Origin of the sequence: Nocardia cyriacigeorgica (assembly GCF_010868145.1) — a bacterium.
GTDB lineage: Bacteria > Actinomycetota > Actinomycetes > Mycobacteriales > Mycobacteriaceae > Nocardia > Nocardia cyriacigeorgica_D.
Genome location: NZ_JAAGUY010000009.1, coordinates 80,577 through 94,848, shown reverse-complemented (window position 1 = coordinate 94,848; position 14,272 = coordinate 80,577). Strand labels below are relative to the sequence as shown.

Genomic DNA, 14,272 nt, shown 5'->3' with positions numbered 1-14,272 from the left:
GATCGATGGCCGAACTGTGTCGTAACCGCCGACCCGGCTCCGACCGGTTCACGAGAGCGTCACCGGACGCACCGAGAACGAGGAGCCGGAAATGAAATACATGCTGGTCAAGACCTACGGCCGCACCGCCAACTGCGATACCCCGATGAACGAGTGGGCACCGGAAGACATCCAGGCGCATATCGAATTCCAGCGCACGCTCGGCGCGAAGCTGGCCGCAGCGGGCGAGCTGGTCGACGCACAGGGCCTGGCCGGTCCGGAGGAAGCGCGGATCGTGAGTTCCGACGGCCGCACCGCACCGGTGGTCACCGACGGGCCGTTCCCGGAGACGAAGGAGTTCCTGGCCGGGTATTGGATCGTCGATGTGGACAGCCCCGAACGCGCGCTGGAGATCGCGGCCGAAGCGTCGGCCGCCCCAGGTCCGGGCGGTGTGCCGATCGGTGAGTACATCGAGGTGCGCGCGGTGATGAGTACACCCCCGGCCGACCGGTGACCCTGGCCGACCGCGAGATCGAGGACCTGCTGCGTGAGCTCGCGCCACAGGTCCTCGCCGTATTGGTGCGCAGGTTCGGCGATTTCACCACCGCCGAGGACGCCTTGCAGGAGGCGCTGCTCGCTGCCGCCACCCAATGGCCTGCCGAGGGATGGCCGGAGAATCCGCGAGGCTGGCTGATTCAGGTCGCGCAGCGGCGGATGGCCGATATCGTGCGCGCCGAGGTCGCCCGGCGCACCAGGGAGACCGTCGTCGCGCTGCGCGAACCCGAGCCCGGCGATGCCGTCACCGGCCACGACGACTCGCTGATGCTGTTGTTCCTGTGCTGCCATCCGACCCTGCCGCCTGCGAGTGCCATCGCACTCACCTTGCGCGCGGTCGGAGGCTTGACCACCGCTGACATCGCGCGGGCGTTCCTGCTGCCGGAGGCCACGATGGCCCAGCGCATCACCCGCGCGAAGAAACGGCTGGCGGGTCTCGACCGGCCGTTCGCCACTCCCCGTGACGACGAATGGCGCGAACGCCTCGATGCCGTGCTGCACGTGCTGTACCTGATCTTCACCGAGGGCCACACCGCGTCGTCCGGACCGATACTGCGACGTGCGGACCTTTCCGCGGAGGCCATCCGGCTGACCCGCGAGGTGCACCGCATCCTGCCCGACGATCCCGAGGTCGGCGGCCTGCTGGCGCTCATGCTGCTCACCGATGCGCGCAGGGACAGTCGCACCGGACCGCACGGCGAACTGATCCCGCTGGCCGAACAGGACCGCACCCGCTGGGATCGCACCGCGATCACCGAAGGCGTCCGGCTGACGACCGCGACCATGGAGCACGGGCTGGCCGGCCCATACCAGATCCAGGCCGCGATCGCGGTGCTGCACGCCGAGTCGGCGTCGGCTGAGGACACCGACTGGGAGCGTGTCCTGTCGCTGTATGTGCTGCTGGAGCGCATCGCGCCCAATCCGATGGTGACGTTGAACCGCGCGGTCGCCACCGCGATGGTTCAGGGACCGGCCGCCGGGCTGGCACTGACCGACACCGTCGCCGATGCGCTCGCCGGCAGTCATCGGCTCGACGCGGTCCGCGGCCACCTGCACGAGATGGCCGGCGATACGGAGGCCGCTGTCTCCGCCTACACGGCCGCGGCCGGCCGCACCACGAACGGGGCCGAACGCGACTACCTGATGATTCGCGGCGCGCAGCTACGCCACCGCTGAGTGGCTCGCGACCAGGTAGCGCGCTCGACCTCGGTACGGTGCTCGCCGACGACTCGGCCGGGGGGCCGGGCAGTGTTCCGGGCAACCGGTCCGGCTCAGCCCGCCGAGCCGGACCAGTGCTGACCGGTGATGAGTTCGTACGCCTCCATGTACTTCTGACGGGTAACCGTGACGATGTCGGCGGGGATCTCCGGACCGGGCGGTTCCTTGTCCCAGCCGGTCGAGGTGGACCAGTCGCGGACGAACTGCTTGTCGAACGAGCGCTGCGGACGGCCGGGCTCCCATTCGTCGGCAGGCCAGAACCGTGACGAGTCGGAGGTCAGCACCTCGTCACCGAGGGTGAGGGTGTCGCCGTCCCAGCCGAACTCGAGCTTGGTGTCGGCCACGATCACGCCACGTTCGGCGGCATGGGCGGCCCCGCGGGAGTAGATGGCGAGGGTGAGCTCGCGCAGCCGCTCGGCGACTTCGCGGCCCTCCTGGGCAACCACATCGGCGAAGGTGATCGCCTCGTCGTGGCCCTCGGCGGCCTTGGTGGACGGGGTGAAGATCGGTTCGGGCAGCCGGTCGCCGTCGCGCAGCCCCGGCGGCAGGGTGATACCGGAGACGGTCCCGCTCTGCTGGTATTCCTTCAGGCCGGATCCGGTGAGGTAGCCACGTGCGACGCATTCGACCTGCACCATGCGCAGCGGCTTCACCCGGATCGCGCGCGCGCCGAACTCGGCGGGCACGTCGGTGGTGGACAGCACATGGTTGGGCACATCTGCGAAGAACTGGAACCACCAGTTCGACAGCTGGGTCAGCAGTGAGCCCTTGTCCTGGACCGGAGTCGGAAGCACCACGTCATAGACCGACACTCGATCTGAGGCCACGAGCAGCAGGGTGTCGCCGTCCTCGTACAGGTCGCGCACTTTGCCGGCGTGCACATGCTTCACGTCGCAGCTCCGATCGTGGTCGATGATGTGTCGATGCGGAAATACTTCCGCGCGGGCAACCTTACCGACGTGGCATTGTGGGGAACGCCGTGCCGTACCAGTTCTTCGACCATGAAGGAGTCCGATGTCTGCACCGAACCTCACCCGTGAACAGGCGATCGAGCGCGCCGCGACCGTCTCGGTCGACAACTACCGCATCGAACTCGATCTGACCGACGGGTCGGGCAACCCGGGCGAGCAGACCTTCTTCTCCCGTAGCACGGTCGGCTTCACCGCGACGCCGGGCGCCGCGACGTTCATCGATATCGTCGCCCGCGGCGTCCGGTCGGCGGTGCTGAACGGGACCGCGCTCGATGTCTCGGGCTACGACGAGTCCACCGGCATCGCGCTGACCGACCTCGCGGCCAGCAACGAACTCGTGGTCGAAGCCGACTGCGAGTACTCGCACACCGGCGAAGGCCTGCACCGGTTCGTCGACCCGGCCGACGACGCGGTGTACCTGTACTCCCAGTTCGAAACGGCCGATGCCAAACGCATGTTCGCCTGCTTCGACCAACCCGACCTGAAGGCGACCTTCACCGTCAGCGTGACCGCGCCGACCGGCTGGAAGGTGATCTCCAACGGCGCGCCGGTCGATGCCATCATCGCCGCCGACCCGGCCAACCACCTCTTCAGCACCACTCCGAAGATGAGTACCTACCTGGTCGCGCTCATCGCAGGCCCGTACGCACAGTGGACCGACGTCTACACCGACGATCACGGCAGCATTCCGCTCGGCATCTACTGCCGCGCCTCGCTGGCCGAGCATATGGATGCCGACCGGCTGTTCACCGAGACCAAACAGGGTTTCGGCTTCTACCACAGCAACTTCGGTGTGCCGTACGCGTTCGGCAAGTACGACCAGTTGTTCGTCCCCGAGTTCAATGCGGGCGCGATGGAGAACGCGGGCGCGGTGACGTTCCTGGAGGACTATGTCTTCCGGTCCAAGGTCACCCGCGCCTCCTATGAGCGCCGTGCCGAGACCGTGCTGCACGAGATGGCACATATGTGGTTCGGCGACCTGGTGACCATGAGGTGGTGGGACGACCTCTGGCTCAACGAATCGTTCGCCACCTTCGCGTCGGTGCTGTGCCAGGCCGAGGCCACCGAATACACCAGTGCCTGGACCACTTTCGCGAATGTGGAGAAGTCCTGGGCCTACCGCCAGGATCAGCTGCCCTCCACCCATCCCATTGCCGCCGACATCCCTGATCTGGCCGCGGTGGAGGTCAACTTCGACGGCATCACTTATGCCAAGGGCGCCAGCGTCCTCAAGCAGCTCGTCGCCTACGTCGGGCTGGAGCCGTTCCTTGCCGGGCTGCGCGACTACTTCGCCGACCACGCCTACGGCAATGCCACCTTCGATGATCTGCTGGCTGCGCTGGAGAAGTCGTCGGGTCGCGACCTGTCGACCTGGGGCGCGCAGTGGCTCAAAACCACCGGTTTGAACATCCTGCGTCCGGAGTTCGAGGTCGACGCCGACGGTAAGTTCAGCTCCTTCACCGTGGTGCAGGAGGGCGCCGCCCCCGGCGCCGGTGAACAGCGCGTGCACCGGCTCGCGATCGGAATCTACGACGATGCCGACGGCAAGCTCGTCCGCACCCACCGCGTCGAACTGGACCTCGAGGCTGCCGAACGCACCGATGTTCCGGAGCTGGTCGGTGTCCCCCGCGGCAAGTTCGTCCTTGTCAACGATGACGACCTGACGTACTGCTCGATCCGCCTCGACGCCGATTCGCTCGACGTGCTGATCAACCGCATCGCCGATATCGCCGAACCGTTGCCGCGCACGCTGGCCTGGTCGGCGGCCTGGGAGATGACCCGCCAGGCCGAGCTGCGGGCCCGTGATTTCGTGGCACTGGTCCAGCGTGGTGTCGGCGCGGAATCCGAGATCGGCGTGGTGCAGCGACTGCTCATGCAGGCCACTATCACTCTCGGCAGCTACGCCGATCCGGCGTGGTCCGCCGCGACCGGTTGGCCCGAATTCGCCAACCGGCTGCTGGAACTGGCCCGCGAGGCCGAGCCGGGTTCGGATCATCAGCTGGCCTTCGTCAACGCGCTGACCGGCGCGAAGCTGTCGGCCTGGCACACCGAGGTGTTGCGCGAGCTGCTCGACGGAGACCCGGCGGCCGTCGGTCTGTCCGGCCTGGTGGTCGACACCGACCTGCGCTGGCGGATCGTGACGGCGCTGGCGGCCGCGGGTGAGATCGACGCCGACGGCGTGGATACCCCGTCCATCGACGCGGAACTGGCCAACGACCAGACCGCGGCGGGTAAGCGCCAGGCGGCCGCGGCGGCGACTGCCCGGCCTATTGCCGAGGTGAAGGAGCAGGCGTGGGCGACGGTGATGGGCGATGATTCGGTGCCCAATATCACCGCGCGCTCGATCGTCAACGGGTTCGCGCCCGCAGGTCAGGGTGAGCTGCTGACGTCGTTCGTCGAGCGCTATTTCGCCGAGATCCCCGATGTCTGGGAGCGTCGTTCCAGCGAGGTCGCGCAGACCGTCGTCGTCGGGCTCTACCCGTCGTGGGAGATCAGCGAGGCCGCGGTGGCCAGCGCTGACAAGTTCCTGGCCGACGAGCGCCCGCCCGCCCTTGCCCGGCTGGTGAGTGAGGGCAAGGCGGGCATCGAGCGCTCGCTGCGCGCCCGTGCCTTCGACGCGAAGTAAGCCCCAGGCGAGGGCGCGATAGACCGGCGAGCAGGCCCGGATCCCGTTGGATCCGGGCCTGTTTCGCGTCAACGGGCCTCGCTGCTGTGAGCAGATCTGCCCAGGGCAGCGTGGCGAGATTTCTTGCACCGGTGCGGGGCACGGTGGAGGCATGGCACACGACGACACAGCCCCGCTGTTCAGCTGGCGGGCACGCGAACAACTCTTCGGCAGGCGCATCGTCGTCCTCGACGGTGGGCTCGACGACGACAACGGCACACTGCTGATGACCCAGATGCTCACCCTCGCCGCGGAAGACCCGGACGCCGGGATCTCACTGTGGATCCACTCCCCTGGCGGATCGGTCCCCTCGATGCTCGCCATCCGCGATGTGATGCGGCTGGTCCCCTGCGAGATCTCCACGCTCGCGCTCGGGCTGGCGTGCAGCGCCGGGCAGTTCCTGCTCTCGGCAGGCGATCCGGGGCGGCGTTTCGCGCTACCGCACGCCCGGATCCTGATGCATCAGGGTTCGGCGGGTATCGGCGGCAGCGCCGTGGAGGTCGAGGTGCAGGCCGATGATCTGCGCTACACCGTGGAAACGGTCCTCGGGCTCATCGCCGCCGATACCGGGCAGCCCTATGAGCGGATCTACGAGGATTCCCTGCACGACCGCTGGTTCACCGCCACCCAAGCCAAGGAGTACGGCTTCATCGACCATATCGTCGAATCGTTCGGCCAGGTCGTGCCGCAACGTCAGAAGATCGGAATCTCGGCATGACTTCCTACACCATTCCCAATGTCATCGCCCGGCAGCCGGGCGGCGAGCGGATCATGGACGTCTACTCGCACCTGCTGGCCGAGCGGATCGTCTATCTGGGCACACCGATCGATTCAGGTGTGGCCAATGCGCTCATCGCACAGCTGTTGCATCTGGAGTCGGAGAACCCGGAGCAGGAGATCAATCTCTACATCAACTGCGAGGGCGGCGAACTGCCCGCGATGCTCGCGGTGTACGACACCATGCGGTTCATCAAGGCGCCGGTCGTGACCACCTGTGTGGGTCAGGCGATCGCCGTCGGCGCGGTGCTGCTGGCGGCAGGTGCGCCCGGCAGGCGCTCCATGCTTCCGCACGCCCGGGTGGTGTTGCATCAGCCCGCCGGCCGCGGTCAGGGTGCGATTCCCGATCTGATTCTGCAGGCCGACGAGCTGGTGCGGATGCGGGCCGCGATCGAGTCCATCCTGTCCCACCACACCGGCAGACCCACCGAGACCCTGCGGCGCGATACCGACCGCGATCGGGTGTTCACCGCGGAAGCGGCGGTCGATTACGGCCTGGTTGATCAGGTGCTGCGCGCGCGATGATGTGGTGTGGCAGGGGGTGGCGTGCCCCGGCGGGCGGACAAGGCGCCACCACCAGCGATTGACAGTGGCAATCTCGGCGGCAGAGCACACGAAGTTCCGGCAGGCGGCGGCGAGCCCTAGCGCACGCGGATCCACCGGTCGCCGTGTCCGGCGGTCCAGCCGACAGACGCACGCTGCCCGTCGCGGGTGCGATCAGGCGGCCAGCATGAGTGTTCGCGGAGTTCGCGGGGCCTGGTGCGGAACTGCCGACCCGTTCGACGGGCGAACCACGAGCCGGTCGGCCGGACGGAGGCGATGGACGTGGCGGCGGCGCAAGGATTCGGCGACATCGCCGGTCAGCTCGCCGAGGGATGTGCCGAGCGCACCGGCAAGGGCGGCGATCATCTCGCTGGATGGTTCCTTACGCCCGCGCTCGATCTCGGACAGGTATTGGGGCGAGACACCGGCGCGGCCCGCTGTTTCGGCCAGCGTTTCCTGCTGTTCCTTGCGCAAGGCACGCAGCCGGGTGCCGAGCACCTCCCGCCACAGCGGCTCGCCGTCGGATCGGGGGGCCGGCCCCGCCGGGCGCTCCTCGCGTCCTCCGGGAATGGAGTGCAGCCTCGGATGCTCGCTCATAGCCGGAGCGTACCGCCGCACTCACACCTGGCAGGCGAATTCCGCTCTGGGCGGACAAGTTCCGACCGGACGGCCGCTGCGGAGACACCACACCCCTCTGTCGCACGGGGTGACGCGCGATCCTCGCGCATCACCCCGGCACACAGAGGGGTGTCGGTAGTTCGATTCAGCGGCCGATGGCGGCGGCCATCACCCGCACGGCCGAGACCAGACCGTCGATGAGCTGTCCCTGACGCATCGAGCTCAACGCGGCGGTGACGCCGAGCTGGCAGACGCGGTCATTGGCGCGGTCGGCGACGTCCTTGCCCGAACGCACCTCGACGGCGCGCTCGTTGGGCGAGACGGCGATGAGCACCGACCGGGTGGCCTCGGGGGTCACCGCGAAGATCGCGTCGACACCGGCGGACGGGTCCGCGCCGAGATCGCCGATGTAGACGTTGAACCGTACCTTGGTGGCGCGGGTCGCATCGGTGAGCACGTTGTCCATGAGCAGCCGCTCGTCATTGCTGAACGGGGCTTCTTTGAAGACGTCGCCCGCCTCGTGCACGCCGGATACGCGTCCACTGGTCATCAGGGCATATCCGTGCGGTAGATCGGACTCGACCACCGCGGGCCAACTAGAACCTGCCACTTGCCCTGCCTCCGATCAGCTCCGCGTCCGCGGTTTCGATAGCCGCATGGTGACCATGCGATTCAGCAATGTGGTGCCCGTACACGGTCACCTCGTCGGTCGCACTCCACAGCACCGGCTCGGAGGTCCACTTCTTGCTCAGGTCGTAGTGGACCGGCTTTTCGCCGGGCAGCGGCTTACCGAGAAACGACAATCCAGCGATCACGCCGTAGATCACCAGCGGGATGCCGACGAAGATCAGCACTGTCTCGAGAATGCTCACGACTCAAAGGTAGACGATGGCGTGTAGTAGACGCGCTACCGGTCGCCTACCAGCGCTGTTTCGCCGGTCGGCACGGTGTGTCCACCTGGGACCGACCTCACACCAGCCAGGCCGCCGCGTTCGCCGGGAGCAGGCCTTCAGTCAGCGGCGCACTGGTGAGCAGCAGCTCGCCCGGGAGCAGCGCGACCGGCCCGTCCGACGTGTTGAGCACGCAGATCAGCCCGCCAGGACGGCCGAAGACCAGGCACCCCGGCGGGCCCTTGTGCCAATCCAGCCCGGGGCCGGTGAACTCCGGGCGCTTGCGGCGCAGTTCGATCGCACGGCGGTACAGGGCGAGGGTGGAATCGAGCTGTTCGAGCTGGGCGGCAACCGTCAGCTCGGACCACTCGTCCGGGATCGGCAGCCATGATCGCGCCCCGGTGGTGAATCCGAACGGGGGCAGCGCACCGCCCCAGGGAATCGGCACCCGGCAACCGTCGCGGCCGCGTTCGGTGTGGCCGGTGCGTTCCCATACCGGGTCCTGGAGGACGTCCTCGGGTAGGTCGTCGACATTCGGGAGACCGAGTTCGGCGCCGTTGTAGATGAACACCGCGCCCGGCAACGCCAGCTCGGCCAGGATCATCGCCCTCGCGCGCGCCACGCCGAGCGCACCGCCGCCGTACCGGGTGACCTCGCGTTCGATGTCGTGGTTGGACAGCGTCCAGGTGGGCGTCGCGCCGACCGGGGCGACCGCGCACAGCGAGTTATCGATGGCTTCGTGCACCGCTGCGGCGTGGAACGGGGTTTCGGCCAGGCGGAAGTTGAACGCCAGATGCAATTCGTCGGGGCGAACGTATTCCCCGAAGCGGATGTTGTCGTCGACCCAAACCTCGCCGATCGACACCGCATGCGGGTAGTCGTCGAGCACCCGGCGTATCCGCCGGTGGATCTCGTGCACGCCGGGGTTGTTGAAGCGCGGGTCGGAGTCATCGTGGATGAGCATCCTGGTGTCGACCCGTGCCATATCGGGCAGTCCGTCCGGTTTGGCCATGCCGTGGGCGACATCGATGCGGAAGCCGTCGACGCCGCGATCGAGCCAGAACCGCAGCGTGTGCTCGAAGTCGGCGACGACCTCCTGGTTGTCCCAGTTCAGGTCGGGTTGTTCGGCCGCGAACAGGTGCAGATACCACTGACCGGGGCGGCCGTCGGGCTCGATGACCCTGGTCCACGCCGGGCCGCCGAAGATGCTCGGCCAGTTGTTCGGCGGCAGTGCACCGTCGGGTCCGCGGCCGTCGCGGAAGTGGTAGCGCGCCCGCTCGGGACTGCCGGGGCCTGCCGCGAGTGCCTCCCGGAACCATGGATGCGCGTCGCTGGTGTGATTGGGGACCAGGTCCATAGTGACCTTGATGTCACAGACGTGCGCCGCCGCGATCAGTGCCTCGAAGGCCGCCATCCCGCCGAACAGCGGGTCGATATCGCGCGGATCGGAGACGTCGTAGCCGCCGTCGGTCATCGGCGAGCGCATCACCGGGCAGATCCACAGCGCGTCCACACCGAGCCGCTCCAGATAACCCAGCTTCGCGCGCACACCGCCGAGGTCACCGGTGCCGTCGCCATCGGAATCGGCGAAGGAGCGTGGATAGACCTGGTAGAAGACAGCAGCCTCCCACCACGGGCCGGAGCTGCCGTTCAGCGGCGCCGCCACGCTCACCTCGCCGCGCTCACCAGGCCGCGTTCATCAACGAGTTCGCGGCCATCTCCAGGTACTCGAGCAAGGCTTTGCGATGTTCGTCGTCGAGCACCTCCGGCTCGATCTCGGCCACCCCGATCCGCATGCAGCGCAGCCAGGCATCCCGCTCGACCGGACCGATCTTGAACGGCATATGCCGCATGCGCAGTCGAGGATGCCCGCGCTCGTCGCTGTAGGTGCGCGGCCCGCCCCAATACTGCTCGAGGAACATCCGTAGGCGACGCTCGGCGGGGCCTAGATCCTCTTCCGGATACAGCGGGCGCAACACCTCGTCGGCGGCCACCTCGCGGTAGAACGCCGCGATGATCCGGCGAAAGGTGTCCTCGCCGCCGACCGCCTGATAGAACGACGTCGCTGTCTGCTCGCCCGAAGTCATAGACCCTCTCGATTCGCTGGATGCGCCGGGTTCCATTGTGCCCGCGCACCGGCCTGCTCGCGTACATCGCGGCCTGATGGCTCTTCAGCCACAGTTAACCCGACATTGTGTTAAATCACCGTGCACCGGCCCGCATTCCGTGGTCAACTTGGTGGCAGTCTCGGCCGAGATACCACATGATCTTGAAATGATGAAATTGGGGTCGACATGAAGCAGCGGCACGGCGCCCGATCACAGGAGGCGAGGGCGCACCGACAACTCCAGCCCGCCGACGTCCACAACCGTGGGTCGGGGGCTACTCCGCTGCACTTGTTGACCGACCATCATCCGGGCGCACACCGCGTCGGCGACACCCATCGCCAGGACACCGCCCCCACCCCACTTCCGCTCCCAACCAATAACTGGCTCAAACGCCGCGTTCTGCTGCTCAACGCCACCTACGAGCCGCTGACCGCGCTATCCGCGCGTCGCGCCGTGGTGCTGCTCATCTGCGACAAGGCCGACACCGTCCACCATGACCCCGAAGGACCGGTCCTGCATTCGGCCGGATCCGCGGTCACCATCCCCTCGGTGATCCGCCTGCGCACCTACGTCCGCGTCCCCTACCGGGCCAGAGTCCCGATGACTCGCGCGGCGCTCATGCAGCGCGACCGCTACCGCTGCGGCTATTGCGGGGGTAAAGCCGAAACCATCGACCATGTCATCCCCCGCAGCCGCGGCGGTGAACACAGCTGGGAGAACTGCGTGGCCAGCTGCGCACCCTGTAATCACCGCAAGGCCGACAAACTACTCAGCGAGCTGGGCTGGACGCTGCGGGCACCGCTGGTATCGCCGAAGGGACCGCACTGGCGGCTGCTGTCGACCGTGACGGAGCTCGACCCGGTGTGGTTGCAGTATCTGGGCGAGGGAGCTGCGTGAGTCCTCGCCCTCGGGCCGACTTCACGCTGCCAGCAGCGCATATCGGCGGCAGTGGACTGACGGCAGAGTGCCAGACCGCGTCCTGGGCCGAGATTCGCGATGCGGGGTACGCAGCTTCGGCGGCCGGCGTCAGTGATGTTCAACGACCAGGGTCGCCCAGGTACCCGGTTCCAGCGCCTCGAACAGATGCGGAAGATCACCCGGATAGCTGAGGTAATCGCCGGGTTCCAGTTCCTCCGGCGCATCGGTCGGCCCGGCGCGGGCGCGTCCGGCACCGAGCAGGATGTGCTCGACCGATCCGCGCATATGCGGCTCGGATCGGCGCGGCTCGCCGGGTTCGGCGGTGATCCGATACAGGTCACGCCGGGCATCGGCCGGCCCGGCGGCGAGCAGGGTGGCGCGATACTCCGACTGCTCCGCGGCGACCACCGGACCCTCCCCCGCCCGGATCACTCGCACACTCGGCCGTGGCGGGTCCAGTAGTCGCGAGAACGGCATGTCCAAGGCGACGCACAGCGCCCACAGCGTTTCCAGGCTGGGGTTTCCGGAGCCCGATTCCAGTTGCGACAGTGTCGATTTGGCGATACCGGCACGGGCCGCGACTTCGGTGAGCGACAGTCCAGCTCGGCGGCGCTCCCGGCGTAGCGATTCGGCAATCACCGCTTTCGGCGCCACTGCCGGCTCCTCTGCTGCCATCACGTGCTCCCTGTCGCTGTTGCTCGCCCAGAACTACCTGCCGACGCCGGCAAGCCCGACCCGACAGTCCAGCCGCCGGGCTCGTGCCCATCGCGCGCCTGTCGGTTATCGCGTTGACGGAGCCCGTCCGTTATGTTCACTATAAACAACATGCGTTCGATATGGCGAACATTGGATCGGGACACATTGTCCAGCATCGCGGCGACCTGCGTGGCCGTCGCGATGATCGGCGTCTCCTACGGCGCGGCGGTGGTTGGCTCCGGGTTTCCGATGTGGATGCCGGTGCTACTCGCGTCGACGGTCTTGGCCGGCGGCTCCGAGTTCCTGTTCTTCGGCATCCTCACTGCAGGGGCCGGGCCCCTCGCGGCGGCGTCGGCCGGTCTGCTCGTCAACGCCAGGCATCTGCCGTACGGGTTATCGATGCCGAATGTGTTCGGCAGCGGGATCCGACGGCTGCTCGGCGTGCACCTGATGGTCGACGAGAGCGTGGCATTCGCGCTGGCACCGGGCGTTATCGAACGGCGCCGCGCAGCCTACTGGCTGTGCGGTCTCGGTATCGCGGTCCTATGGCCGCTGGGTGCGCTCGCCGGAGCTGCCATCGGCAGCGTCGTGCCCGATACCTCGGCATTCGGTTTGGATGCGGTCTTTCCCGCGGTACTGCTAGCGCTGATCCTGCCCGCACTGCGTGATCGCGCCACGCTGCGGGCGGCGGGCGCAGGCGCCGGATTGGCTGTGCTCACAACGCCGTTCGTCCCGGCGGGACTGCCGGTCCTGATCGCCCTGGCCGGATTGATCTTCGCGTTGGGAGCGCGATGATGGATTCACCGCTGCTGATCCCGGCGATGCTCACCATGGCGGCAGGCACCTATCTGTTCCGGTTGGCCGGACCGGCGCTACGCGATCGGGTCCGGTTTCCACCGCGTGCTGCCCGGCTGCTCGAGATCGCCGCCGTCATCCTGCTGGCCGCGCTGGTGGCCACCACGGCACTGCCGTTCGGTGACGAGTTCGGGTGGGCGTTGCCTGCCGGCGTGCTGATCGGGGGTGTCCTCGCCTGGCGGCGCTGCCCGCTATTGATAGTCATCGCCGCCGCCGCGGCGACCACTGCCGCATTGCGGGCAGTCGGCATAGCCTGAGGCAGCCGTGCGGGGCGCGCGGCCGGCGACGTCGCGAACCGGTCCGCCGCCCCGCGCCTCGCTCAGCGCGGGGTGAGGGGCAGCCCACCGCCGAGACGGCGGGCGACCGAACCGTAGCGGGCGTCGATCCGCAGCCAGGTATTGCTGGCGCGGACTCGAACGATCTCGGCGGGCGGGATGCGGCGCGAGTCGGCACGCTCGCCCGAGTGTGGGATGAAATCCATTGCGGTCAGGGCAAACACGACGCGCATCGGCACCTGTACCTGCGCCACGTCGCCGGAGACGGTGAGCACCGTCTGGTCCAACAGCGAGGCGGGCGGGCCGTGTCCGGAACCGTGTTCCTTGGCCAGATCCGCGCCCTGCTCGGCAAGTTCGACCAGGGTTCGGGCGGGCACATCGTCGATATGGGTGAAGCCGGTATCCGGCGGCAGCGCACCGCGCCAGGCCGAATCCATGGAGTAGCCGAGATCGATCGGGCTGCCGGACGCGAGGCCTGCCAGCACCGTGTCGGCGCCGACGGTGACGTCGTCGACACCGAGTTCGGCGACCACCGTCCGCGCGGCAAGCGTCTCGAACCCCGTCGCCACCCAGGCCGACACCCACCGCTCACCGCGGCGGCGCAACCGCACCACCACCGCGGGATCCAACCGGATGGCCCGGCCGAGGAAGGTCGCGAGGTTCTCGCGCTCGGCCGGGTCGCCGACGTACAGCACCCGTTGTTCGGACATCACAGACCGACGATCACCGCGCGCGAATCACTCACCCATCCACTGCGACAGATAGTCGCGCTCGTCTGCGGTCAGCCTGCGCAGCCGCTGGGTGTCCATATCGAAGGCGGCCAACTGGGTCGACGCGATCACCGCGGGCGGTGAATCCGGCGCAGCGCCCGCGGCCCGCACCTCGTAGGCGACCGTGAAGTCGACCGCACGCAACTGCTCGATCCACATCGCGATATCGAGCGGGGTGTCATCGTGCCGGAGCTGGCCGCGGTAGCGGACATGCAGATCGGCCAGCACGCAGCCCTGCCGCAGGGCAGCGGTGGGACGGTCGTCCTCGAACAGCCACGGGATACGCGCCTCTTCGAGCAGTGTCACCATCCGCGCGTGGTTGACGTGCTGGAATGCATCCATATCCGACCATCGGATGTCGACCTTGGCGTGGAACCGCTTGGGCAACGCGACCGTGTCGTTCGCTTTCAGGCTGCCGTTCAGCGATCCGACAC

At 67.9% G+C, this 14,272-nt stretch carries 17 protein-coding genes; 8 read left to right on the top strand and 9 right to left on the bottom strand.

The window, feature by feature from the left end; translation table 11 throughout:
- Positions 1-91 precede the first annotated feature (91 nt).
- Together GV792_RS13520 and GV792_RS13515 are read left to right on the top strand one after the other, a co-directional pair.
- Complete coding sequence (locus GV792_RS13520) at positions 92-493, top strand: YciI family protein (RefSeq protein WP_163824441.1); 402 nt, start codon at positions 92-94, stop codon at positions 491-493.
- Positions 494-495: 2 nt separating this feature from the next.
- Positions 496-1,710, top strand: coding sequence for an RNA polymerase sigma factor (locus tag GV792_RS13515; protein WP_175584347.1), 1,215 nt, complete (start codon positions 496-498; stop codon positions 1,708-1,710).
- Between the two features lie 95 nt (positions 1,711-1,805).
- Here the strand turns inward: GV792_RS13515 and GV792_RS13510 are convergent, their stop codons facing one another.
- A complete protein-coding gene (locus tag GV792_RS13510; protein WP_163824439.1) occupies positions 1,806-2,642 on the bottom strand; it encodes a phosphoribosylaminoimidazolesuccinocarboxamide synthase in 837 nt (278 codons plus the stop codon).
- A 124-nt stretch (positions 2,643-2,766) separates the two neighbouring features.
- On the opposite strand from GV792_RS13510, the gene pepN reads away from it, so the two are divergent.
- The 3 genes from pepN (at position 2,767) to GV792_RS13495 (ending at position 6,690) form a co-directional block, all read left to right on the top strand.
- Entirely contained in the window at positions 2,767-5,349 is a 2,583-nt protein-coding gene (gene pepN, locus GV792_RS13505; RefSeq protein WP_163824438.1) for an aminopeptidase N, read from the top strand.
- Between the two features lie 151 nt (positions 5,350-5,500).
- Entirely contained in the window at positions 5,501-6,106 is a 606-nt protein-coding gene (locus GV792_RS13500; protein WP_163824437.1) for a ClpP family protease, read from the top strand.
- Positions 6,103-6,690, top strand: a complete 588-nt coding sequence (locus tag GV792_RS13495) for a ClpP family protease (RefSeq protein WP_163824436.1) — start codon at positions 6,103-6,105, stop codon at positions 6,688-6,690. Before GV792_RS13500 ends, GV792_RS13495 begins: the two co-directional genes overlap by 4 nt.
- Positions 6,691-6,882: 192 nt before the next feature.
- On the opposite strand, the gene GV792_RS13490 is transcribed toward GV792_RS13495, so the two are convergent.
- The 5 genes from GV792_RS13490 to GV792_RS13470 all read right to left on the bottom strand — a co-directional run bounded on the left by GV792_RS13490 (position 6,883) and on the right by GV792_RS13470 (position 10,303).
- Positions 6,883-7,305, bottom strand: coding sequence for a helix-turn-helix domain-containing protein (locus GV792_RS13490; RefSeq protein WP_163824435.1), 423 nt, complete (start codon positions 7,303-7,305; stop codon positions 6,883-6,885).
- Between the two features lie 166 nt (positions 7,306-7,471).
- Positions 7,472-7,936 carry a DUF5130 domain-containing protein gene (locus GV792_RS13485; RefSeq protein WP_163824434.1) on the bottom strand — a complete coding sequence of 155 codons (465 nt, stop codon included), beginning with the start codon at positions 7,934-7,936 and terminating at the stop codon, positions 7,472-7,474.
- Entirely contained in the window at positions 7,923-8,198 is a 276-nt protein-coding gene (gene ctaJ, locus GV792_RS13480) for an aa3-type cytochrome oxidase subunit CtaJ (protein ID WP_048833062.1), read from the bottom strand. The genes GV792_RS13485 and ctaJ overlap by 14 nt, the downstream gene beginning before the upstream one ends.
- Before the next feature lie 97 nt (positions 8,199-8,295).
- Positions 8,296-9,882 carry a glycoside hydrolase family 13 protein gene (locus GV792_RS13475; protein ID WP_309138467.1) on the bottom strand — a complete coding sequence of 529 codons (1,587 nt, stop codon included), beginning with the start codon at positions 9,880-9,882 and terminating at the stop codon, positions 8,296-8,298.
- 16 nt (positions 9,883-9,898) lie between these two features.
- A complete protein-coding gene (locus GV792_RS13470) occupies positions 9,899-10,303 on the bottom strand; it encodes a globin (RefSeq protein WP_163824433.1) in 405 nt (134 codons plus the stop codon).
- Between the two features lie 207 nt (positions 10,304-10,510).
- Here GV792_RS13470 and GV792_RS13465 point away from each other — a divergent pair, with 207 nt between their 5' ends.
- Positions 10,511-11,221 (top strand): HNH endonuclease, encoded by a 711-nt coding sequence (locus GV792_RS13465; RefSeq protein WP_175584333.1) that lies wholly within the window; start codon positions 10,511-10,513, stop codon positions 11,219-11,221.
- A 129-nt stretch (positions 11,222-11,350) separates the two neighbouring features.
- Here the strand turns inward: GV792_RS13465 and GV792_RS13460 are convergent, their stop codons facing one another.
- Entirely contained in the window at positions 11,351-11,917 is a 567-nt protein-coding gene (locus tag GV792_RS13460; RefSeq protein ID WP_163824432.1) for a helix-turn-helix domain-containing protein, read from the bottom strand.
- A gap of 150 nt (positions 11,918-12,067) precedes the next feature.
- Between GV792_RS13460 and GV792_RS13455 the strand changes: the two genes are divergently transcribed.
- Positions 12,068-12,733, top strand: a complete 666-nt coding sequence (locus GV792_RS13455; RefSeq protein ID WP_163824431.1) for an AzlC family ABC transporter permease — start codon at positions 12,068-12,070, stop codon at positions 12,731-12,733.
- Positions 12,730-13,050 (top strand): AzlD domain-containing protein, encoded by a 321-nt coding sequence (locus GV792_RS13450; protein WP_440137354.1) that lies wholly within the window; start codon positions 12,730-12,732, stop codon positions 13,048-13,050. The genes GV792_RS13455 and GV792_RS13450 overlap by 4 nt, the downstream gene beginning before the upstream one ends.
- A gap of 62 nt (positions 13,051-13,112) precedes the next feature.
- On the opposite strand, the gene GV792_RS13445 is transcribed toward GV792_RS13450, so the two are convergent.
- Together GV792_RS13445 and GV792_RS13440 are read right to left on the bottom strand one after the other, a co-directional pair.
- Entirely contained in the window at positions 13,113-13,778 is a 666-nt protein-coding gene (locus GV792_RS13445) for a hypothetical protein (RefSeq protein ID WP_163824525.1), read from the bottom strand.
- Between the two features lie 27 nt (positions 13,779-13,805).
- Complete coding sequence (locus GV792_RS13440; RefSeq protein WP_375154290.1) at positions 13,806-14,261, bottom strand: acyl-CoA thioesterase; 456 nt, start codon at positions 14,259-14,261, stop codon at positions 13,806-13,808.
- Between the last annotated feature and the right edge of the window lie 11 nt (positions 14,262-14,272).